Origin of the sequence: Kineosporia succinea, assembly GCF_030811555.1 — a bacterium.
GTDB classification, from domain to species: domain Bacteria; phylum Actinomycetota; class Actinomycetes; order Actinomycetales; family Kineosporiaceae; genus Kineosporia; species Kineosporia succinea.
This window is the reverse complement of the sequence record NZ_JAUSQZ010000001.1, coordinates 7,632,405-7,655,588: the sequence shown is the minus strand read 5'-3', so window position 1 is coordinate 7,655,588 and position 23,184 is coordinate 7,632,405. Positions and strand designations below refer to the sequence as shown.

General features: G+C 70.6%; 6 protein-coding genes. 3 read left to right on the top strand and 3 right to left on the bottom strand.

Annotation, left to right across the window (positions count from 1 at the left end; all coding sequences use genetic code 11):
- Positions 1-24: 24 nt before the first annotated feature.
- Both J2S57_RS33590 and J2S57_RS33585 read left to right on the top strand, forming a co-directional pair.
- On the top strand, positions 25-16,176 hold the full coding sequence (locus tag J2S57_RS33590) for a hypothetical protein (RefSeq protein WP_307250326.1): 16,152 nt from the start codon (positions 25-27) through the stop codon (positions 16,174-16,176).
- Positions 16,080-17,705, top strand: a complete 1,626-nt coding sequence (locus J2S57_RS33585; RefSeq protein ID WP_307250325.1) for a hypothetical protein — start codon at positions 16,080-16,082, stop codon at positions 17,703-17,705. The genes J2S57_RS33590 and J2S57_RS33585 overlap by 97 nt, the downstream gene beginning before the upstream one ends.
- A gap of 26 nt (positions 17,706-17,731) precedes the next feature.
- Here J2S57_RS33585 and J2S57_RS33580 read toward each other — a convergent pair whose 3' ends face one another.
- A complete protein-coding gene (locus J2S57_RS33580) occupies positions 17,732-18,475 on the bottom strand; it encodes an SDR family oxidoreductase (protein ID WP_307250322.1) in 744 nt (247 codons plus the stop codon).
- A 156-nt stretch (positions 18,476-18,631) separates the two neighbouring features.
- Between J2S57_RS33580 and J2S57_RS33575 the strand changes: the two genes are divergently transcribed.
- The gene (locus tag J2S57_RS33575) at positions 18,632-19,675 is read left to right on the top strand and encodes an alpha/beta hydrolase (RefSeq protein ID WP_307250320.1); all 1,044 of its coding nucleotides are present in this window, start codon (positions 18,632-18,634) and stop codon (positions 19,673-19,675) included.
- An 8-nt stretch (positions 19,676-19,683) separates the two neighbouring features.
- Here J2S57_RS33575 and J2S57_RS33570 read toward each other — a convergent pair whose 3' ends face one another.
- Both J2S57_RS33570 and J2S57_RS33565 read right to left on the bottom strand, forming a co-directional pair.
- Positions 19,684-22,533 carry an AfsR/SARP family transcriptional regulator gene (locus tag J2S57_RS33570; RefSeq protein WP_307250318.1) on the bottom strand — a complete coding sequence of 950 codons (2,850 nt, stop codon included), beginning with the start codon at positions 22,531-22,533 and terminating at the stop codon, positions 19,684-19,686.
- 244 nt (positions 22,534-22,777) lie between these two features.
- Positions 22,778-23,167, bottom strand: a complete 390-nt coding sequence (locus J2S57_RS33565; protein ID WP_307250316.1) for a YbaB/EbfC family nucleoid-associated protein — start codon at positions 23,165-23,167, stop codon at positions 22,778-22,780.
- Positions 23,168-23,184: the final 17 nt, after the last annotated feature.

Genomic DNA, 23,184 nt, shown 5'->3' with positions numbered 1-23,184 from the left:
CGTCCGTGTCCGACCCTGCTGGTCATGCCGCGTCCCAGTGACTGGTCCCCGCTCGGTCTGTCCTGCGATCCGGCGCCGGGCGACCCGGGGGCCGTGCAGCAGGTCGTCACCCGTCTGGAGACGGTCCGCCAGTCGATCGCCGATGCGAGGACCGGGGTCGACAGCAGCGCGGCGAGAATCGGTGACGACGCCTGCATCGACGGGACGGGACACGTACCGCTCGCCGAGATCCATTCCCGGACCGGCCATCTCCTCGGTCTGCTGGATGCGGCGCTCGAGGTCGTGTCCAGTGCGGTCAGCTCATATCACGTCAAGCTGCTGACGACCCAGGCTGAGGCGGACGGCGCGCTGCGCCGGGCCCCGGGACTGGCCGAGCGTTCTCCTCAGCTCGCAGCCGAGGTCCAGAACGTCACCTCGGCCCGAGCTGAGCTGGATACGGCGGGCCGGGCAACGGTGTCTGCCATACCGGCGGTCTCGGTCCAGCCTCCGCGGCTGTCGGTGGAACGCCCCGGGACGGGAGCCGGGACGGTCCAGGAGGCGCTGGGTCTTCTGCGGTCGTCCCCGGAGTCACCGTCCTCGTCCGAGACCGGGCCGGTCCGGCCCTTCAGCGACGAGGACCTGTTCGTCCGTGTGCGCGGTCACCTGACCGGGATCGTTCCCGAGGGGAGGATGCCGGACCGGCCGGACGTGCTGCGCCACGCGGCGGCGATCGACCTGTCCGGGGACGGCGTGGTGCGGGCCGCGGGCACCGTGGCGAGGGACATGTTCTCGCTCCGGCTCCCCGGTGGCTCTTCGACGGGAGCCGCCGCTCCCCGGATCGTCTCGGACGGGCCGTCGCCGAGTTCAGCGAACCCCGAAATGCTCTCCGGCAGTGCGTATCTGAAAAGGCTGTGGCACGGGGACGAAGCGCTCTTCCGGGTGACCCGGGACTGGCGCTCCGCGGATGACTCGGTGATCGGTTCGAGCGCGGACAGCTGGAATGCGTCGTTCGTCCGGGGGCAGCTGGTCGGGCCCGGATCGGCCGTGCTCGTCGCGGTCGGCACGGACCCGGCCGGACTGGCCTACCGGGGTGAGCAGGACATGTGGATATCCCTGCGGGGAGAGGTCGCCGGCCCCCTCGACCTACACCAGGTGTCGGAATTCACTGCTCGGGAACGGGTTTCGGTCCTCTCCCTGCAGGCCCGGGACGCGGCGTCCCCCTTGACGTCCGTTGTCACGAAAGCGGTGCTCGAGGAGGTGATCTCGTCGGGAACACCCCGGGCGCCGCAGGCCGGAACGCCGTTCGCCGGGCCGGATTCCGACGTGGAGATGGATGAAGCGGGCGCGCAGGGTGTCCAGGATGTGCTGGGGCTCCTGTCGCAAACGCCCGAGGGGAGGTACAGCGATCAGCAGCTGCACCTGCAGGTGCAGGGCTACCTGCGGGGAGTCGGCCTGCCCGAGAAGGAGATGCCGACGCAGGATGACGTGGTCGAGGCCCGTGACGCAGCCGGGATCACCGGCGACCGGGTGGTGGAAGCCGCGGCCGTGGTGGCCCGCAACCTGTTCGGCCTGAGGATGGAGGGCGGCGCGTCCAGGGGTACCGACGCCTTGACCGGCGTCGCAGAGTCGGCGCCCCAGGCGTCCGGCGAGGCCGGAACGACCTCCGCCCCCACCGCGACACCAGCCGGACTGGTTTACCTGACCAGCCTTTGGGAAGGAGATTCGGCTCCTTTCCGGGTGAGCCAGGACTGGCGGCCGGCTGGGACCCCGGTGACGGGGGCCAGTTCGGAGAACTGGATCCAGTCCTTCCTCCGGTCGCAGCGGAGCGAACCGGGGACGATCGCTCTCGTCGTCGCCGGCCCGGACCCGATCGGTCTGGCTTATCGGGGAGCACACGACGTGTGGATCCCCCTGCCGTGGGAGTCCTCCGGTCTGACCGAACTGCGCCACGCGCCGGATATCTCTGCGCAGGAGGCGGTTTCGGTGCTCGTCCTGCAGCCCCGCGCCTCGGTGGTTCCTGCGGTCTCGGGCGTCGTGAACGCGGTGCGGCAGCTCGCCGACCGTTCCGTGGCCGCGGTGCCGGGGGTTCGCCTGTTGCTGGGAAAGAGCCTGCCCGAGCCGCCCGAGTTCGAATTCGCCCTGAAAGGTCGCCAGGAGTATCTCCTCTGGGATGCCCTTCAGGCCAACCTCTCTCAGGCGGGCCCGGGATCGAGTGCCGTGGTGCGCCACGGCGGTGCGGCCGTGGGCGCAGCTGTACGGCTCGGGAGCCGGATCTTCTGGGAGACGCTGGCCCCGACCGATGGCGCGCTGATGAGTGAGCCCCTGCACCGGGCGGCCGGGAGAGGAGTCCTGCCCCGGGACGGAGAGGTTCTGGTCGCGCTCCTGCGGGCCGACGGAACCGCCACGCCCTGGTGGCAGCGTGGAGAGGTGCGGTGGGCGGAACGACACGTCAGCGAGCCCGTCGACGCCTTCTACACCACCGTGCTGCGAGGGCACGTCCATGACGCGCTGGAGACCACTCTCCGCCAGGAGCTGGGGTTGTCCAAACCTTCTGCGTCGTCCCCCGGCACGAACGTCGTGGACATCGACAAAGATCTCGACAGCACCCTCGTGAACCCCGGTGACACCGTCCTGGTGAGCATGAACGGCGAGTTGCTCGGAATCGCGCACCAGGCCGGGCCGGAACGTCTCTGGCTCTCCGCGCCGGCCGCCGCCGGATATGGTCCTCCCGACCACCTGTGGGAAAAGGGCCTGGGCGCAGGGACTGACTATCGGGCTGAACCCGTGGTCGGCCGGCCCGGTCTCCGAGGCCTTCGAGGGACGCTCGCGCAGGTGGCACGACGTACCCTCTCGGCCTTGTTCGCTGACGCGCCTGCCCTGATCGAGGTGCTGTACGGGGAGAAGGTCGACAGCTTGCCCGCACCACTCGACCTGGCGCCCGGGGCCACGTTGTCGCAGGGGCTGGCTCGCACCCTTCGTTGGCACGGGCCTGGCGCCACCGTTCAGTTGCGCCGCGGAGACGTCCATCTCGGAACGGCGCATCACCATGCCGGCGACCTGCTGTGGTTGTCCTCCGACGAGGGCAGTCCGGTCGAGCTTCTGCAGAACCTGGGAGCCGAGCGAGAGGCCCGGTTCAGCGGGAACGACGTCTCGGTGTCCGTGACCACTCCGCTGGGCAAGCCCGGGGCGTGGTTGACCGACGACCCGTTCTCGGCGCTCGGACCGTCCTGGAAAGTCTTGCGGCACGGTGTCTCTGACCCGTCCGGCGGACCCTTGCGGTACGTCCTCGGTCTTCCGGGGCATCTTGATCCGGCAGTGCTCCCGCCCCTCGCCGCCGGACGCTCGACCCTGCTGGTCGCGGACGGAAACACGACCAGTGAGGTGGTGCTGAAAGACGTTCTTCGCGGCTTCTTCCGGAACGTGGCCGGGACCGGTCAGAAGACCTGGACGATCTATCGGGAGGGCCTGAGCGAAGGATTCGTGCGCGAGCTCGTCGCGCTCTTCGACCTGGACATCATCCATCTGCGGAGTATCACCACCGGGCCGCCGAACACCCAGGTCAGGCACTGGACCAGGACACGTCCGTACCGCTACGTGTCCGAGAACGGCGGCGAGGCCTGGATGGTCGACGACCTGGGGGAACAACCGCACATCCCGGTGCCGGACGACTTCGGCCGGCTCACCGCCGACCTCGACGAAGCTCCGTGGCCGATGTTGGGTGATCGGGTAACCGTCGGGAAGATCGAGGGCCAGGACTGGGCCGGCTACCGTGGGGCCGGATGGTTCTTCGTGGCACCCCTGCACCTGGAGGCCTCCGGGTGGGCGGCGCCACCGGTCGAGAACGACCGGGTGACCGTGGTGATCCACGACGAAGGCAGCACTCGGGGCCATGTCGAGATCGTCACCCGAACGGTGCTGGCAGATCACCAGGGGAAGCGGGTACGCCTGGTCCTCCCCGAGGTGAGCGACGAGTTCGCGGCCGAGCTCGCCGCTGACTTCGACATCGACCTGGTCTTCAGCCGGGGCCGCCTGAAGACGTTCCGGGACAGCACTCCGGGGAAGGGCAGGTACCGGGTCCTGATCTCGGTCGAGACCGGCGAGACGGACGACGTTCAGCAAGGCTGGCTGCGGGCCTACCCGTCCCGGTTCTCCGTTGCCGACCCGCTCCCGCACCCCTGGACCGCACGGACGAGGCCGGTCCTGGTGGGATCGACGTACCAGACCTTCTTCCCCTCGATTCTCTGGGACGAGCAGCTGGGCCGGACGAAAGCACCTCGGCCGTACGCCGTGCCCGGACAGCCCGGCCCGGTGAAGTTCATCCTCCGGACCCGGTCCGGAGTCGTGATCTCGGACGATCGTCAGGTCGGGGCCGCGGCGGCCGGAGTTCTCGCCGATCCCGCGCGCATCACCGTCTCGGTGGCCCAGATCGGTCCCGACATCACGGCCGAGACGGTGCTCGACAGCTGGCGGGCCCTGGCCCCCGCCGGAGTACCGGTCCTTCTGCACGACAAGCGTTTTGACCGGCGTGACGACCGGAAGCCGGTGTGGACCGCGCGGGAGATGCGTGCGGGGCTCGACAACCAGACCAAGGTACCTCAGCCCACGACGGGTGCTCTCTGGCGCGACGAGTACGACCGTGCGCTCGCCGATCCGGCTCGCGGAGAGATCGTGAGACTGGATGACCTCTCCTTCTGGGCGCAGCGGGTCCTGGACCCGCATCGGATCCAGGTGGCGTCGCAAGCGGCTGTCCAGCAGTATCTGAACGCTCCCGGGCAGCATGAGCTCACGTCGGCTCTGCGGCAGAGCCTGGTGCTGATCTACGCGGAGGCGCTGCACCACTCGGGTCTGCTCGGACCCCGGAAGGTGCCTGACCAGGAACTGGCCGATCGGGTGCAGGCGGAGCTGGAGCACCTGCGCACGACCGGTACCGGGCCGCAGAGGCTGGATCCGCTGAAGTGGCTCCTCGAGGAACGGAACTACCGGGGCGTCGAGAGCCGGGACGGGACCGTTCTGCAGGCCTATCTCGATCGGAAGACGGTTCCCGCCGGCCCGCGCCGACGGGAGATCCTGGTGGACAACCTGTCCCAGATCGCCGATGTGCTGGCTGCTCTCCCGGGGATCACCGGGCGTCCCCCTGCCGGCGAGGGACCGGACCGGGAGTCGAAGCTGGTCGAGTACGTCACGACTCGCATGCCGGCCACTCTCCGCCCGGTCGACGACCAGGCCCTGCTCCACCTCGGGGAACGGGCCGAGCCGCTGGAACCTGAGATCCTGATCGGCGAGCTGATGAACCGGGCCCTTTCGGAGCGGTGGAGCCGCCTCGACGTCATGCGGCCGGACTCGCTCCAGGTCCGGGTCATCGACGATCTCCCGGGGGTGAGGCTGGTGGAAGCCCGTCCCTGGGTGCACCTGGTGCCGAGGGCGGGGGTGGCTCAGGCCGACGTGCAGAAGCTGGCGGTCCGGATGGCCGTCGGGATCCGCGACAGCTGGAACGGCACCGACGGGTTCCGGGCGCACGGCCGTACCGTCTTCGTCCGGGTCAGGCCCGAAATCACCTACGGGCAGCTCGTTTCTGGTTCCGCAGCAGCATTCATCGCTGTCCATCCGGGCAGCGGCCGGGCGACCTCGGATCACGTGTACGTCACCACCTCGGCCCAGACACTCAGCCACGAGGTCGCTCATCGGATGGGACTGGCCGACCGGTATCCGTTCACTCCAGGAGACGCGGTCCAGCCCTTGCGTCTGAGGCGGATCCTTCTGAAGCCAGGCCTGACGTTTCCTCCGAAGGAAGCCCGATTCCTGCGACCCACCACCCTGGATCACGAGTCGGCCTTGATGCACGGCGGGCATGAGGTGACGGAGAGGGATCTGAGGATCCTGTACGAACGGGTCATGGCGCGCCACAGCCATGACACGGAGGCCGATGTCCGGAGCGTTCCGGGCGCCTCAGCTCCGGCACCGGGCGAGGCGGCGATGCTCAGGCCGACAGGCCATCCGGGCATCGACACCCTGAAGTACCACCACCTGGCGATTCTGGCGGCCGTGCGGAACTATCTGCAGCACCAAGGGCTCGGACGGCTGCTCCCGGCGCTTGACTGGGCGGATCCGGACGGAGTCGGAGGGCTGCCACGACTGCATCCGCTGGTGATCCAGACCGATCCGAAACGGATCTCGCCGTCCGGTCCCGGTCCGGTGTCGGCGACGGTGAAACTCAAGGCCGAGGAACCATATCCGGGCGACTACCTGGTGATCGTCGGGTTCGAACCGCGCCCGGAGAGCCGCAGGACTCCGGTGAGGGTGAAGGTTGTTCCGGACTTCGCCGCCGGCACGCTGACGCGGCGTCTGCTCACGCTGACCGGTCCGGAACGTACGGAGTCACGTCGGTGGTGGTGGTCGAACCTGGTCGGGCCGGCGACATATCAGATCTCCGGGCTCCGAGGGCGGATTCCAGGCGCCGCAAGCATCATGGCGGCTCAGGTCATGAACGCGCATCTTCCCGTCGGACCGGGACCGGAGTGGCGGGACACCTCCCAGCTCGAGTCGGCTCGTCGGGACCTGTCGGCGGTCCTGGCCATGGCACTGGTGGAATCGTTGTCCCGGCTCTCCGCCACTCCCATCACGACCGATCCGGATGCAATGCCCCGGATCCTCCGGGAGGTCGAAGGACTGGCCGCCACGCTGGCCGACGAGGTGCTCAGGCCGACGAACGGCGGGCCCTTGCCCGACGGAACTCTGCCCGCCGCAACGGATTCCGACGTGGTGATGACTGATCACGGGGCGCCGGTGACGACCGGTTCCCGGGTCCCCGACGGTACGGTGTGGAACGAGCACCGCATCGACGGAGCCGTGGTCCTGTCCCGCCCCGGGGCGAGCCCCACGATCACCCCGCAGATGCTGCCCCAGGAGCCGGGGCGTCTGGCCCTGAGCCTCGACGGCTTCCCCGCGATCGACTCCCGGCTGCACCAGGCACTCGCGGCCTACCTCCAGGAGAACCGGGCCGGTATTCGTGCCCTGCGGATCCTGGCCCCGCTTCCGGACAAGGTGGCCCGGAACCTGTCGGCCCGGACCGGTGTCGACCTGATCTACACGACATCGGGTCTCGACCGCACCACCGGGACACTGCTGCCCGTCCCCGGCGCGCCGGTCATGTCCTGGGTCCGGATCCGCTCCGACGCCATGCGCGACGGTTCGCAGGCCTGGCTGGTGGACGACCTCGGTCCTGTCTTCGCCCCGGTCCCGTCCGGACCCGATCTGCAGGCGGCGCCCGTCGGGGCCGTGGCCGGGCAGCCCACGAGCGTCATCCACCTCGGGCCCCGTGATTCCGGGTGGGCCCTGCACCGTGGAGAGAACGCGGGTGCGGTGACCCGTCGCGGTGAGGTTCCTGCCCTTCTGCCTCCGGGAGAGGAAGACGGGTTCGACCTCTGGGTGCCTGGCGACGGGGTGTCCCCGGACACACAAGCACTCGTGTGGTCGGCCTTTGAGCAGATCTCACCCGCTCGGCGGGCGTCCGTGCGTCTCATCCTCGCCAACACCCCTGACCACTTCGCCGACGAACTGGTCAAGGCCTATGGAACCAACCTGGTCTACTCCCGGGACGCGTTGCGGGTCGACGGCATCGATGGGTTCCGGGCCCTGATCGAGCCCGCGCCGACGGGCCCGGTGGACGGCTGGCTGCAGGCCCGGCCGGCGGCGGACGGCGCCGTGCAGAGAAGGGCGTCCGGATACACGATCTATCCCTGGACTCCCTGGGAGCAGCACCTTCTCGACGGGACCCGCCCCGGGATCGCACAGTTCGTCGCCATTCCTGACAGCTACGGCAAGCTCGTCCGGGACGGCCAGGAGGAGCCCCGCCGCACGGAGGGGGCCGCCATGAACCCGCACGTCCTGCGGACCTCGGCCGGGCTGATGGGTTCCGAACGGGGCATCCTGACCGAACGGTCCGTGCGAGTAGTCCGTCAGATGCACCCGGAGCGGGCTACGGTGTCGGCGGCACAACTCGGCGACGGTGCCCTCGCCGACCAGTTCCTCGACGTCTGGCGCAGCCTGCTGCCGGGGGCCCGTTCGGTGCGTCTGCACGACGAGCCCCGGGCCCTCCATCTCCCCGATCCCCACACCAGCAGCGGAACTTTCAGCCGCAGAGCGTTGCCGGTGGGGCCCTCGGAGTGGGACCCGGCCTGGGACGTCCTTCTCACGGCCACGCCCGGCGCCGCAGCGATCCGCGTCAGCGGTGAGGCACCGATGAGGATCGACCGTTACCGCGGCGCGATGCCCAGCCTGGGCGCCCTCGGTGCCGCGCTGGGCTCGGTCAGGGAACTCACCCAGGTGATGCGCCACGCCCTGCTGCGGCTGAGCGAAGGGTTCGAGCTCGAGCAGGGCCGGATCCCCCACCCCTCGGGCCTGTCCCGGACCGACGAGGAGCAGCGGGCCCACCTGAACGATCTGCTCGGTCGGGAACACCGGCAGGGACGCCCCGACGCACTGGCCGTCATGCACGAGAAGCTGGAGAAGAACCCGCCGAACAAGCCGGACCTGGAGAAGTTCCGGGCGAACCTGGAAGCGACCGGCGAGTTCGTGGAGCACGAGCAGGAGAGCCTGCTGGAGTTCGCCCGTGAGCTGAGGTCCATGACCGGTGAGGCGTCCGGATCGCTGGACGAACTCACCGGCCTCAGGGCCGTCGAGCTGCGCGCGGCGATCCGTGATCAGCTGACGCAGCGGGAGAACGAGATCCCGGACCTGCTCACCCAGGTCCTCGGGCGGCTGATGACGCGGCTCAGCCTGCGCAGCGTCAACCTCGACGAGTACCGTTTCTCCGCCCGGGTGATCGACATCGGCGAGCACGTCCGGGCCGTGGTGGTCCAGCCGGTGATCCTGCTGGAGGCGGCGCCGGGCGTGACCCCGGTGCAGCTCGCGAAGGTGGCCGCCCGGGCGCGGCGGGCGATGACCGATGCCTGGCGCACCAGCCGGGGAGTCGTCGAGGGCGCACACACGGTCTTCGTCAGGGCCGATCCGCAGGTGCTCGTCGCACCCGATCAGCACCGACCGGCGGACCGGACCATCACCGTGTACCCCGGGCGCAGGCGTGCCGACGCCCTCAGCATCCACCTGGGCGACAACGCCTTCGTCCTCGCCCACGAGCTCTCGCATGCTCTCGGGCTGGGCGATCACTACGGGCACGACCCCGCCGTGGTCGACCCGCTGCGCTCGCCGGGCCGGCGCATCCGGCCCGCCGCCTTCAAGAACCCGGACAATCCCCATGTACCGGAGTCCTGGAAGAAGGAACCGAGGGTCACGCACGCGGCCTCGACGGCCCTCGACCTGGGTCGCAGCCTGATGCGGGGAGACGGCTCGACCCCGTCCCCCCGCGACGTGCGCGAGGTGTACCGCCGGGTGCGGGCCGGCGACACGGCCACCCCGCGATCCGGCGAACGTCCCTGGCAGCCGGCCGACGGTCCGCAGGACCTGCGGGAGACACTCCCGGTGCGCTCGTTCTACGTACCGTCCTCGGCTCCCGCGCCGACGGTCACCGACGTCCGCGTCCGCTGGGTCGGCGATGAAGCGACGCCGTCGTCGGCGGTCGTCGCCCAGCCGGTGGTCGACCCGGCCACCGCGACACCCAGCCAGATCCGCCAGGAACTGCGCAACGTCATCCACACCGACCCGGAGCTCCGGGAGGCCCTGACCGCGGTCATCCGGGGCGGCGTGAGATCTCACGTCGACGACCCCATGCCCCCGACGTTCTTCACCGAGACCAGGGCCTTCGGCGACGGCGCGGTGGTCAACGTGGACGCCGTGCTCGAGCACACCACCGCCCCGGCCGGCGCCACCACCGACTGGGTCAACTGGGTGGTCGCCGGAGCCGATCTGGGACCGACCGAGGCCGCCCGGTTGCGGAACCGGATCCGCCGGACCCTGTCCGACCAGGACCCGGCCGCCTGGAAAAAGATGATCCAGAGCGGTGTCTCGCTCCAGCAGGGCACCGTGACGGTCAAGCTGAGATTCGAGCCGACCACGATCGTCCACGACCCGAAGGAACCCCTGGAGGAGTTCCTGATCCGCTACGTCAGTGCCTACGGTGACCTCACGGTGGCCCGGGGCGAGGCGAAGAAGTACCGCACCGGGGCCTCGCTCCTGATCGACCCGCTGATCTTCATGATGACGGCCGGTCCGCTCGGCCACATCATGCCGATGCTGCGGATCTCGGCGGGCAGCGGCGGGAGCCGGCACCACGGATCCACCACCGAGATCCAGTCGGGCAACCGGCCTCTCGTCAACGACCGCGCCGAGTTCTGGGTCGCGCTGCGCGTGGACGCAGAGGTCACCCGTGACGGTGAGGCCGTCACGATGCCGGAGCCGCGGCCCCTGCACCTGCCGGGGATGGACGTCGAGTTCGCCAAGGCGTTCTCGACCACCCCGGCGATGCGCGCGGCGAACGTCCGCGAAGCCTTGGCCACGCCGGGGCAGTGGCGGGAGCGGATGGACTCGTTCAGGGTGTCCGACCAGGCCCGGGCCGATCTGGCCGCGGTCTTCTCGGCGGTCCCGCGGCTGTGGGCCGAGCTCGGCCGGCTCTATCAGGCATCCCCGGCGGACTGGGAACCGCTCCGGATGGCGTTCGTGGGGCAAGCCAAGGCCTGGAATCATTTCCGGGCGGCGGCCGCCGCACCGAGTCCCGAGGTCTGGGCCGCCTTCGCCCCGGTGGTCCGGGTGACACCGGAGTTCTGGGAACTGTTCGTGAACGCGATCGCGGCCTGGAAGCTGCCCGAGGGGGGATGGCCCACCGTGGCGCAGGTGCTCTCGGGCACCACCGAGCTGTGGGACGCGTTCACCCAGATGCCGGTCACGAGTCTGACCGCTGCCACCCTCTCCTCGCCGCACCCGGTCGTGCCGGTCGTCGAGCCCGACGTGCTGCACGGCCTGAAACCGACGATCAACGCGGTGAACCTGCAGGCCGTCCTGGACCGGATCTCCGAGCTGCTGGTCGAGAGGTTCGGCGGCCGGACCGAGGCCCACGACGAGCTCATGGACGAGATCCGCCAGGAGTTCCTGGGCGAGGGCCGGGCGAAGGACCGCACCCAGTGGTGGGGATCGGGCGCCTACGTCTCGCCGCGCATGGCCAATGCCGAGCTGAACTTCGACGGGTACCTGCGGATGGGGGCCAAAGCCGTTTCGGTGCAGTACATCACCACCACCCCGGACAACGTGCCGATCCGTGACGACATGGCCGACACCTACACCACGAAGTCCGGTGAGGACGTGCGGCGCGACGCCGGAGTGGGCATCGGGGTCGACTTCAGCTTCGACGTCGACCACCACCGTTTCCTGTTCTCACCCTCGCTCTCGATCCCCGTCCTGGAGAGCCACACCGTCGACCACCGCACGGTCGGCCTGCAGGGCCAGGCCAAGATCGCCACGATGCGCTTCGACAAGCTGGTGCGCTACCGCGCCGTGTACCGCTTCACCGGCGAAATCGTCTCGAGCCACGGCGACATCCCGTTCGACGTCACCACCGCGCTCGAGATGGGCATGGGCGAGAAGGACGCCGACCGGTTCGAGCACATGGCGCTGGGCGGCGAACACACCGGACGCCGCCCGGCCGCCTCGAGAGTCCCGGAGCCGGCTTCGAACGACTTCGTCCACGACAGAGAGGGAAACCAGAAGCTCCCGGAACCGGTCCTGGCGAAAACCCGCTTCGGCAAGGCCAGTCCGCTGATAGGGCAGCCGGTGCGCACCGTTCGCGACCTCGTCCGCCTGAGCAGGCTCCGGCATCCGGTTCCGACGCCGGCGGCGGCCCCGCCCGCCGCCCTCCAGAGCCCCAGGACCCGCGTCCTCAATCTGTTCCGCCCACTCAGACGCAAACTGGCCGGTGGTCAGGCGGTCACGATCAGGATCACCGCCTCGGACGGGCTCGACCTGAAAGACCTCCGCGGCCACTCGCCCCAGACGTCCTACCGTTGGCGCAAACTCCGGGCAGCCTCCGACCAGCGGAGCGAGGCGGAGCAGCTCCGCCGCCCCTCGACCGTCTTCGTCAACCCGCCGGCCGGCGACCGCGCCTACGACCTGAGCTTCGAGCTGGACCGCGAGGGCAACCTCATCGGTGGACCCGGGCGGGCGCTCCCGGTCACCTCCCCGTTCGGCCCGGGGAAGCTACCCGCCCGCACGCCGCTGGGCCTGCACCGGATACCGGTCGCCAGCCCCCTGGGCTTCGGGCGTGTCCAGACCGTCGGTGATCTCCGCGAACTCGCCCTGCGGCGTCCCGAAACGGTTTTCGAGGTCGAACTGCCGGCCCGGTTCGACGAGGGCATCGGGGCGGACTGGAACCGGCTGCGCCGCCTCCGGCCGCAGAACCTCCGGGTCGTGGACGAAACCACCCGCACCCGGCAGGATCTGAGCGCCCGGCAGATCGCCGACCTCACCCCGATCGTCGACCGCTACGTGGTCGCCCCGGACGGTCAGATCGACGGTGCTCGCGAGATGCGGGTCACCACCCGGCGAATCGCCCGGGAGGACGGCACTTTCACCGAGGTCGGGCGGCGTGCGCCGGTGGGCTTCCAGGTCAACCCGTCGCTGACGCGAACCCCGGTCCCCGCCCCCCTGGATCAGACCCTCCAGGAGCTGACCCGGGTCGCCGCCGGTCTGGAGAGCCGGCTGACGAGCCTGCGGAACCAGATCGCCCGGGACGGGCAGCTGCAGGTGCACTACTCGTCGGCGTTCACCGAGATGCTGCGCACCGACAGCGATCTGGCCCGGCGCTGGAGTGCGGTCGACGAGGTGCTGCGGGGCAGCCCGGTGGTGCAGGTGCTCGAGCCGCACGGGCAGCCGCGCACCAACCCTCTTCTCGAGCCGCGCCACCGCATCGTGCTCGACTTCCGGGCCCCTTTGATGGAGGACGAGAGTGGGCACGTGACCGTCTCGACCCCCCAGCAGCGGTGGTCGGGTAAGTTCCACCCGGAGTACCGGGAGCCCGCGATCGCGGCGGCCGGCCGGGGTATCGGCCCCGGGGTCCTGACCCACGCGGTCGGGATGGCCCGGGTGTTCCGGGACTTCCGGGAGAAGTTCGAGCACCTGCGCCGGGTCACCGACCAGGACGAGAAGCTGTCGATGCGCGAGCTGAACCAGATCGACCGCACGCTCGCGGTGCGGTACGGCCTGCCCGCGATCCTGCCCCAGGGCAAGACCCTGTTCACCGGCTCGGGGATCCACCACTCCTTCGTGATCGGGGGAGTGACCTACGAGTTCATGATGAGCTGGGAGCCCCGGGGCCTGACCGGCCCGCCGGTGATCGAGGCGAACGTCGCGCTCGACCTGCAGGAGAAGGGCACCGTGTCGGTGGACACCGGTCGCGGGCAGGAGAAGTCGATCGGCGTCGACATCGGGCTGCACGTGCGCGCCCACGCCCTCGGGGTGCTCTACTTCGACTTCGCGTTCCCCGAGCTGAGCGCTCACTACGGCCAGGGGCGCAGCAACACCGAGGCGCACGCCTCGAAGGAGTACCGCCGGATGCGCACGAGTGGTGCGGTCCACCGGTTCGAGAAGCGGATGCGGGTCACCGAGACCTACCTGGCCCGCGACACCCGGAGCCGGGCGATCCTGGCCGGGGGAACCCAGCAGTTCGAGGCGACGTCGGTGACGACGGTGTCCGAGCACATGCTGCCCGCGCAGCCGCTGACAATCGACGAGGTGCTCCGGACCGGTCAGAGCACCGTCCTGACCGGCGATCTCAACAGTGGCACCGGGCCTCTGCTCCTCGACGCGTCCGGGGCGGAGCTCACCCGCAACGACATTCCGGCCCGGCAGATCAGCGGTGTGATGATGCTGTTCGCCGGCACCGACGTGATCGTGGAGCAGATCGCCGAACTGGTCCGGACGGGATCGGCCCCCGACACCGGGCTGATCCGGTCGATGCTCAGCCGGATGACCGGGGTGCCGGTGAGGGACCGGCGCCCGCCCGCTCCCGGGCCGGAACTGACGGCCTTCAGCGACGCGGGCGCCTTGATGGGAGCCCCGGAGCAGGCGCAGCGCTCCGGCACGCCGTTCTTCCTGGAGGCCCTGAGCCGCCGGGCGCTGGGGCGTGGTCTGCTCATCCATCTGCCCGGTGCGGCCGACGGTTACGACCACGCCGTCTCGGTGCGGTTCGGCATCTACAACCTCACTCACGTCGAGGCCACGAACCGCGTCCAGTTGGAGCAGTACACCGAGGGCGATCTCCGGAGCAAGTTCGCGGGTGAGTGGTCGTTGTCCGGGCACATCGGCGCCTCGGCCGGTGTCGTCATCCGTCCCCCGGCCCCGAAACAGCAGGGCAGCGCGGCCAACCGGCGCGGTGGCCCACAGGTCAGCGGGGGCGCCGGCGTCGGCGGCGAGAAGGCGCGGGGCGGGGAGGTCGCCGGGCTCGACGGCGCTCTGGTGCTGTTCCTGGAGAGCTGGTCCGGAGCGGGCGACTACCCCACCCAGCACTACGTCGGTGAGTTCGTCGCCAGCCTTCAGCACCAGCGCTGGCGCACCCCGGTTTTCCGGAGGTTCATCGCGGAGAAGAGCGAGGAGATCCACGTCCGTACGGGCAACGGCTTCGAGATGTGGGCGCCGCACGTGGCCGCGCTGCGGCTGGGGCTGCCCGGCACCGACGGGTTCGCGCCCCTGCCCGTGCCCGAGCCGGACGTCCGGCTGATCAACGAGCGATCGCTGGGCGTGAAATACCCGATCGAGGCCTACACGGCCGACGCCGTGCTTCCCGAGATCCTGAGCATGTTCGAGAGGCTGGGCCGCGCCGACGGGGTCTGGGACACCACGGCGGCCTGGTTCAAGAGCCTCGTCGTCGACCGGAACCCGTTGCGCGACGGTCGTGATCAGGTCGGCACCGACGTGATGCGAGGGCTGGAGGCGTACTACGACGAGGAGTCGCTGCGGGCGAACCACCACGCTCTGCGGAGCACCGGTCTGACCTACACGATCGCGACGCCCACGACCACCGGTGGCGTCACGTACACGACGGTCGTGGTCAGAGCCGTCGAGGACGACACCCCTCCGGTGCACGAGGGCGCCCGGCCCGACCTCAAGATCACCATCGGTGGCCAGATGTTCAGCCAGAAGGGACATTCCGAGCACGCCAGCACGGTGCGCCACCTCAGCGGTCACGTGCAGGGACGCGTCGGCGGGTTCGACGAGCACGGAACCCGGGTGCCGGTCCAGCTGTCCTACTCCCGCACGTCCGGCCGTCTGGAGGGCGAGGGCGAGAACGAGACCCGGCGGCAGATCTCGAGGGCGACCCCGGCCGACACCTCCGAGGAGTTCAGCAAGAGCGTCACGTTCGAGATCGGCATCTACCGCACCAGCGAGGCCCCGAAGGTGCTGCAGAGTGTCGCCGACGCCGTCGGTGAGGTCTCGAAGCGTCTGCCCGACGTCAGGATCGAGGCCCCGGAGGTCCTGAGCCGCATCGGTGACTTCAGCGCCGCACACACGCCGGAGCTCGTGCTGGAGTGGGTGCGGGGTATGCGCGACTGGTGGGCCCGGTTCCGGGACTCCTCGACGAAGCTGCTGCCCGGACAGGCCCGGGGCGAGTACCGGTTCCTGGCCGCGAGTCACGCGACGACCACCGCTGCGCGCCCGCCCTCGACGGTCGTGGGGCGTTTCACCCCGCGGGTCTTCCGCACCGGGGAGAACCCCTTCCCGGCGGCGGCGGACGTCGTGCCCCGCCAACTCGGGGAGGCCCTCGGTGAGGTCATCCAGGCCACCAGCGCCCTGCGCAGCGAGCAGGTCGGGCTCTGGGAGCAGGTGGCCGCCAACCGCCCGGGCCTGATGCACCGCGAACCCGACCGGGAGCGGCCCGTGTTCGGCCGGGAGCACGCCCCCGGAGGGACCGACCACGCCACTGCCTCGACGCGGTTCTCGGAGCGTAACCTCACCTCGGGCATCAGTTCGCTGCTGGGCGCCGCGAAGGCCGAGTTCTACCGGGACGGCCAGAAGGTCACGAGCCGCACCGAGTACCAGGTCGTCCACAGCGACGGCACCCGCAGCACGGTGGAGTTCATCCCGACCCGGCTGCGCTGGCTCACCCGGGGCCCTACGGGAGTGCGCTCAACTTTCCCGAGCACACGATCGAGCCGGAGCCGGTGTCGGAGAAGTTCTCGGGCAGCGGTCACGACGGCGGCGTCGCTGTCGGGCGCAACGCCGGGCAGCCGGTCCTGGGGGCCCACGACCCGACCCTGATGACCGCGAGCGGCGGCGTTCACCGCGGCAGCGACGTCAAGAAGTCGGCCGCGAACAGCACGGCGAGTTACGTCGAGAACAACCGGGAACGCAAGGGCGTCTTCGACTACTACGCCCTGGACGGCGATTTCGTCATCACCGGCCCGGACCGGGGGAGGCTCGGAGGTCAGGTGACGGTCCGCGGGTCGCTCGAGGACGCGTTCGAGGGGATCGTTCCGGCGTCCTGGGCGCACGCCCTGAGCCAGCGGTTCGAGGCGGTGGAACGGCCCCCGTTCCACCTCGACGAGCTCATCGACCGGGTCGAGGCGGTCGACTTCGCGGTGCTGCGCGACTGGCTGCTCGAAGACGTCCCGGGTGGGCAGGCGCGGCTGAGGGAGGAGACGGTGCGCCTGTCCACGCTGACCGACGGCACGGGCGAGCACACCCGCTTCGCCCAGTTCCTGGCCACCGACCTGGGGCAGGACGTCGAGCTGGTCACGTTCAACGCCGGCGGACGGCGCACGGTGATCCGGTTCTTCCCGCCCGAGGCGGACGGTCGTCTCGTCCCGCCGGTCCTGGACAGCGCCGGTCACGGCCAGGGAGCCCGCAACGTCGACGGCATCCGCAACGCGCCCCTGACCGCCGCGGTGAACGAGTTGCTGGCCCGGGCCGAGGTTCCCGCGATGACCCCGGCCCAGGTCGCGAACGCCGCCGCCGGTCTGACCGCGCCGGGCAGCACGCTCGAGGAGATGGCGGAGGAGATCGTCAGCAAGCGGGTCGCCCCCACCCTGGCGAGCGTGAGGGAGGTGCGCAAAGCGTTCAACCGGCTCTTCCTGGCGCTCTCCGGCAACCGGATCGCGCTGGCCCGCACCCGCAGTGAGAAGGCGGCGGGTCAACAGCGGGCTCTCCCCACCCGGCTCGATCCGGAGGAGGTGGCCGGGTTCGTCGAGCGGTACCGGGCCCAGAGGCCGCCGGCCGTGGATCTGTCCTCACCCGCATCGGTCGCGCAACAGATCGTCCGGGACATCGGGGGGCGCCTGAAGGACGGCGCCACCAGCGGCGGCCCGGCTCGCCGGGTGGCACAGGACGCGCGAGCGTCCGGATCTGCCGCACACCCCGCCGAGCGGGCGCTGGCCCTTCTGGACGTTCCGGTGGAGACACCCGGCGGGCAGGACGTCACGCCCGAGGCGCGGCCGGCCGAGCCGGGCCCGGCCGCGGTCCCGGCGCGCTCCCTGACGGAGTCGCTGGTCGAACTGGCGGATGGTGTCACGGGACGGGCCGTTTCGGCGCCCGAGGCGATGCTGTCCCTGAACGCGGCCTCGGAAGCGCTGGGGCTGGGGGACTTCGACCTGCCGATGAGCAGTGCTCTCCTGGTGGCTCTGGGTGGTGACCAGGAACGGGCGGCGGCGCAGATCGCGCTCCTGTGCCGCAGCATGGATCCGGAGACCAAACTGGCCTGGCACGACCGGTTCTCGGAGATGGCCGACGGCCGGGCCGACTGGCGCGAACCGATCACCTATCTGCAGATCCACATGCTCAGCTGTGATTGAGAACCTGGCAACGAGCGGGCCCTCGGTCAGGCGCGGCCGGGCAGCGTGTTCAGGGCCTGCGAGCGACGTGCCACCAGCTCGGCGTAGGTGCCGTCCTTCTCGGCCCAGCGGTGCTGGTGCACGGCCCTGACGAGAATCTCCGGCGGCGTGGGGTTCTGGGTCAGCAGGTCCCAGATCTCGTCGAGGTAGTCCTCCAGGGGCAGGGCGGCCGGGTTGACCTTCTCCTGCCCGGCGGTGGCGACGGCGGGCGGCACGAGCTCGGTGACCTCGACCCCGGTACCGGCCAGCTGGGCGCGCAGGGCCTCGGTGTAGGCGTGCACCCCGGCCTTCGAGGCGCCGTAGGTGGGCATGAGCGGGAACGGCAGGAACGCGATGCCGGAGGAGACCGTGACGATGTCGCCGCCGCCCCGTTCGACGAGGTGGGGGACGAAGGCGGTGAGGGTCCGGATCGTGCCGAGAAGGTTCACCGAGACGGTGGTTTCGGCGGCGGCGAGATGGGCCGGGTCCCGCAGGTCCTCGGGCAGCATCACCCCGGACATGGTCACCACCAGGTCGAGATCGGGATGGGCCAGGAGGACGCGGTCGCGGGCGTCGCGGACGGAGTCCGGGTCGGTGACGTCGAGAGTGACGCTCTCCAGCCCGTCGACGGCGGTCGTGCGACGGCCGGCGACGACCACCGTGGTGCCGGCGGCGGCCAGACGCCGGGCCAGGCCCAGGCCGATGCCGGAGGTGCCGCCGACGAGCAGGGCGGTTCGGGTGCGCAGCTGCATGAGGAACTCCTTGACGAGCGAGTGGTTACGCCTCCGAGTCTGAACGGGGTCGCCGGGCCGAGGTAGTGCCGCGCTGATCCTGGGAGTGGCAGGACCAGCCTTCTACGAGCACGGCAATCGGACGTCGATGCGTCGGCGGGACCGTGGACGGGTCCCGTGACGACGGTGACGCTGTCGTCCGCCGTGGCCCGAGGGGCCCGCGAGTTCGGGGAGAACATGTCGCCCGCAAGTGAGCAGTCCGCGCCCGGCGCAGGGGCGCGCCGTGTCATGAAGGTGTGCGCAGCCGTCGTGGTCGTTCTCGTCGTGCTGATCGGAGGCCTGTACGTGTTCCCGCTGAGCAACGAGCGGCTGCAGAACCCCCGGCCCCGGGTGATCTCGTTCGTCGAGGCCGCGGCCGTGGCCCAGAACGCCGCCGAGACCGACGCCGTCGACGACCAGGTCCGGCCCGAATGCCGCAGCCTGGCCCGGATCCACCCCGAGAAGACGGCCAAGTCCGTTCTGATGCTGCACGGCTACACCAGCTGCCCCAAGGACTACGTACAACTGGCCGAGGTCTTCTATGACCGCGGCTACAACGTCTACGCGCCGCGCGAGCCTCACCACGGCCTGCTCGACGCTGATCAGGCCCAGGAGGTCAGCACCGGCAGTCTGGCCGAGTATGCCGACGAGGCCATGAATGTCGTTGCGGGGCTGGGCGAGGAGACCGGGGTGATCGGCCTGTCCGGCGGCGCCGTGCTGGCCACCTGGCTGGCCGAGTTCCGCACCGACACGGTCGCCCACCTGCTGGCGCTGTCGCCCTTCTACCAGCCGGCCTCCTCGCAGGCCCCGGCCTTCGCGATCAAGCCGCTCATCGTGCTCTACGGTTTCCGGTTGCTGCCGAACCGGCGGGTGGGGGACACGAACTTCACCCTCAGCGGCCTGGCCCAGTACCTGCGCGTGGGGCGCAATCTGCGCGACGACCCCACGAGCGGGAAGCTGCGCACCGTGGCGGTGGCGACCTCGGCGAAGGATCCGTTCATCGACCGCGAGAAGGCCGTGGAGGTTCCCACGCGGCTCGCCGAGGCGAACGGCCTGAAGGTGAGGACGCACGAGTTCGGTCCCGAGACAGGGCTGGGGCACAACATCGTGAACCCTGATGCCCTGGGCCCGCGTTCCGACGAGATCCTCGGGCTGTACGTGGATCTGTACGAGCAGGGCTGAGGTCGCCGTCAGTCGTCGAGCGCCGCTTCGATGCTCCGCAAGCGGGCCTTCGTCTCCCCGGTCTCGTGATCCTGGAACCCGGCCGCCAGCGTGACGGCGCTGCGCCAGGCCTCGCGCGCCCGGACCCGGTCACCGAGCCGGATCCGGGCGTCGGCCAGGTCCAGCAGCACCTTCAGCTCGTCCGGCCGGTGCTTGAAGGCGCGCAGGTCCGGCAGCGCGGCCTCCCACTCCGCGGCTGCCTGACCGTCCTGGCCCATCCGGGCGAACAGGGAGCCGATGTCGATGCGGATCGACCCCTCGATCTCCGGTTTCCCCAGCTCCTGATTGAGTTTCAGGGCCTCGCGCATCCTGGTCTCCGACAGCGCGTACTCGCCGCAGTCCATGAGGGCCACACCCACCTGGAGCAGAGCCACGACCTCCCGGGTCGGGCTGATCGAACGCGCCGTCCGCAGAACCTCCTCGTGCGCGGCCAGCGCCTCGTCGAAGCGCCCCAGGCGGGTCAGGACGTCTCCCAGGTTCGACTGCACGAAGCTGAGTTCCCGCACCCGGCCGAGTTCGGCGAACAACTCCTGCGCCCCGTACAGGCACTCGAGCGCGGAGGAGCCCTCACCGAGGTAGTGGTGCGCCCCGGCCAGGCTGCGCAGGGCGTAAGCCTGCCCCAGCCGGTCGTTCTGGGCCCGGGCTGCGGTCAGGGCGGTCTGCATGACCGTCTTCCAGTCGTGGAAGAACCCGCCCCAGTGCAGATAGGTCTGCGCGCTCAGCGCCAGCTGCCAGGGCGACACCCCGAACTGGGGGTCACCGGCCCGGTTCACGGCCGCCATGAGCACCTGGTGCTCGGCCGCGAACCACGACATGGCCTGGTCGAAGGTGCCCACGTCCTGCGGGTGCACCCCCTCGACGGCCGGGGCCGGAGGGATCGGCTCGAGTTTCGGCCGGAGAGCGACGATGGCGTGGTGGCCGGTGTGCCGGTAGTGCTGCAGCAGGCGCCGGCTCGCCTCGGCGCGCTCGGCCCCGCTCTCGGTCTGGCGGCACAGTTCCTCGGCGTACGCCCGCACCAGCAGGTGGGCGCTGAAACGGTCCTGGGCCACCTCGGCCACGAGCGCGGCGTCGAGGAGCTCACCGAGCAGGCGCCGGGTCGGGGCGGGCTCGCCCCCGAGCAGGCTGGCGCACGCCGCGGCCGAGATCGACGGGCCGATGCTGAGCGACAGCAGCCGGAACAGGCGGGCCGCCTCGGCACTCAGGTGCCGGTACGACCAGCGGAAGACGCTGCGAGGACCGGCATCTCCGCCCCCGTCGGGAAAGGCGTGCAGGACGGTCGAGTGCGCGCGCAGCTCGTCGGCCGCCACCTGCAGCGGAAAGGTGGGGCGGGTCAGGGCCCGGGCCGCGACCAGGGCCAGCGCCAGCGGGAGACGGCCGCACAGGTCGACGATCTCGTCGATGACGGCGTCGTCGGCCGGGCGGGGGAGGGCCTGCAGCCGGGCCGCCATCATGGCTCGCGCCGAGGGGGCCGAGGGAAGGTCCAGGGGCAGGAGCACCGCGCCCTCGATCGCGGCCAGCCCGGCCAGCGGAGTGCGGCTGGTCACGATGACGAGGGCGCTGGCACTGTTCGGGATCAGCGGGCGCACATGCTGCACCGAGCGCGCGTTGTCGATCAGGACGATCAGCCGGCGGTCGGCGCTGGCCGTGCGGTAAAGGCCCACCTGGGCCTCGATCCGGCTCGGGACGGACGCCCCGGGCACCCCCAGGGAGTGCAGCAGGGTCGCCAGTGCCTCCGGGGTCGAGACCTCCTCCCCGTCGCCGTCGAAACCCCGCAGGTCCACGTAGAGCTGGCCGTCGGGGTGGGCGGCGCTGAATCGATGGGCCAGATGCACGGCGAGAGTGGACTTCCCGACACCTCCCATGCCGCTGAGGGCCAGCACCAGTGGGCCGGTGGACGTGCGTCCGGAGCGCTGCTCGATCAGCCGGGTGACGGCGGCGATCTGCTCCTCGCGGCCGACGAACATGCTCAGATCGGCCGGCAGCTGGGCCGGGCGGGGACGTTGCCCGGTCTCCGGGCGGACCGCGGGGGTGGTCAGGGCCGGCGCCTCGTCCCTGAGCACCTGCTGCTGGGCGGCGCGCAGTTCCGGGCCCGGGTCCAGGCCGAGTTCGTCGGCCAGACGGGCGGTCACGGTGCGGTGGACCGTCAGGGCCTCGGCCTGGTGCCCGGCCCCGGCCAGCAGCAGGATCAGGCGGGCGTGCAGCGACTCGTTCAGCGGGTCCCAGGAGCACACGCGACGGATGACGGCGACCGGACGACCGTGCTCGCCAGTGCGCAGCGCCAGATCGGCGGCCTCCGTGGCACTGTCGAAGAGCTGCTGGTTGACGCCGGCGAACACGGGCGAGCCCGCCGCGTCCTCACCGGCCGGCCCGTTCCAGAGGTGCAGAGCCTCCTGGTGCAGCAGGAGCGCGGCGTGGTCGTCGCCGCCCCGGGCGGCGGTGCGGGCCCGGTCGTGCAGCTCGACGAACCGGGCCAGGTCCAGTACGCGGGGATCGGCCACGAACCGGTAGCCGTTGCCGGAACGCAGCAGCCAGGACCCGCTGTCCCGCGGCGCCAGGTCGGGTTCCATGAGGCGGCGCAACGCCCCGACGTACTTGTGCACGATGTTGACCGCGCTGACCGGGGGGTCCGAGGGCCACAAGGTGTCGACCAGTTCGTTCATCCCCACCGGCTGACCGTTGTGGGCCAGCAGCAACCCCAGGAGGCATCGGCGCTGCCAGGGGCCGGCGTCGACCTCCACGCCGTCGCGCCAGATGCGCAGCGGCCCCAGAACCTGCAGTTTCAGAGGGGGTAGGTCACCACGCCGAGTGTCGTGCTCCACGAGATCGACCTATCCGATGGGGGACGCGTCGGTGTGGGCACCGGGGACGGTCGCCACCGCCGTGGTCGCGGGGGAACGGAGCGCGACGGCGGGTCGGCGCGCGGTCGCTCTGAGGTGAGCCACGGGTCGCTCCTGGGGCCGGAAAAATGGGACATTGATTAAACCACGCCCCTCTGAACGTCTTCTGGACGAAGAGCGACAAGCGCGAGACGGCCCCCAGATCCTCACACTCGGTCGTGAGTGATCATTTCGGGCCGGGCCGGAACAGGGCGTCGAGCCCGATCAGCAGGTCCCCGAGCGCGTCGCCGGGCAGCACGGTCTGCGTGCTCGGCGAGGCTCCGGTGCCGGTCACCTCCGCGGCCCGGGCCGTCGCCTGCTCACGGGCGTCGGTCAGGACCCGCAGCAGGTCCACGGCGAGCTGGGTGCCCGTCCGCTCCCGGTGCCGCTCGTCGGCGAACCGCAGGCCGGTGACCGATCCGTGCAGGGTGGTGGTCACCGTGATCGATCCGTCCGGGCTGCTCACGTCGATCGTGGTGGTCTCCAGCTGGTGAGCCAGCAGGGCCACCTCCTCGTTCAGGCGGGTGAGGTCGGCCAGGGTGGAGGAGATCTGGTCGTTGGGTGGGGGATTGTTCACGGGGAGAGTCTCTTTCG

Excerpts from the sequence above, each read along its gene's own strand:
- J2S57_RS33580 (WP_307250322.1), bottom strand. The coding sequence starts at position 18,475 with ATGCAGCTGCGCACCCGAACCGCCCTGCTCGTCGGCGGCACCTCCGGC.
- J2S57_RS33590 (WP_307250326.1), top strand. The coding sequence starts at position 25 with ATGCCGCGTCCCAGTGACTGGTCCCCGCTCGGTCTGTCCTGCGATCCG.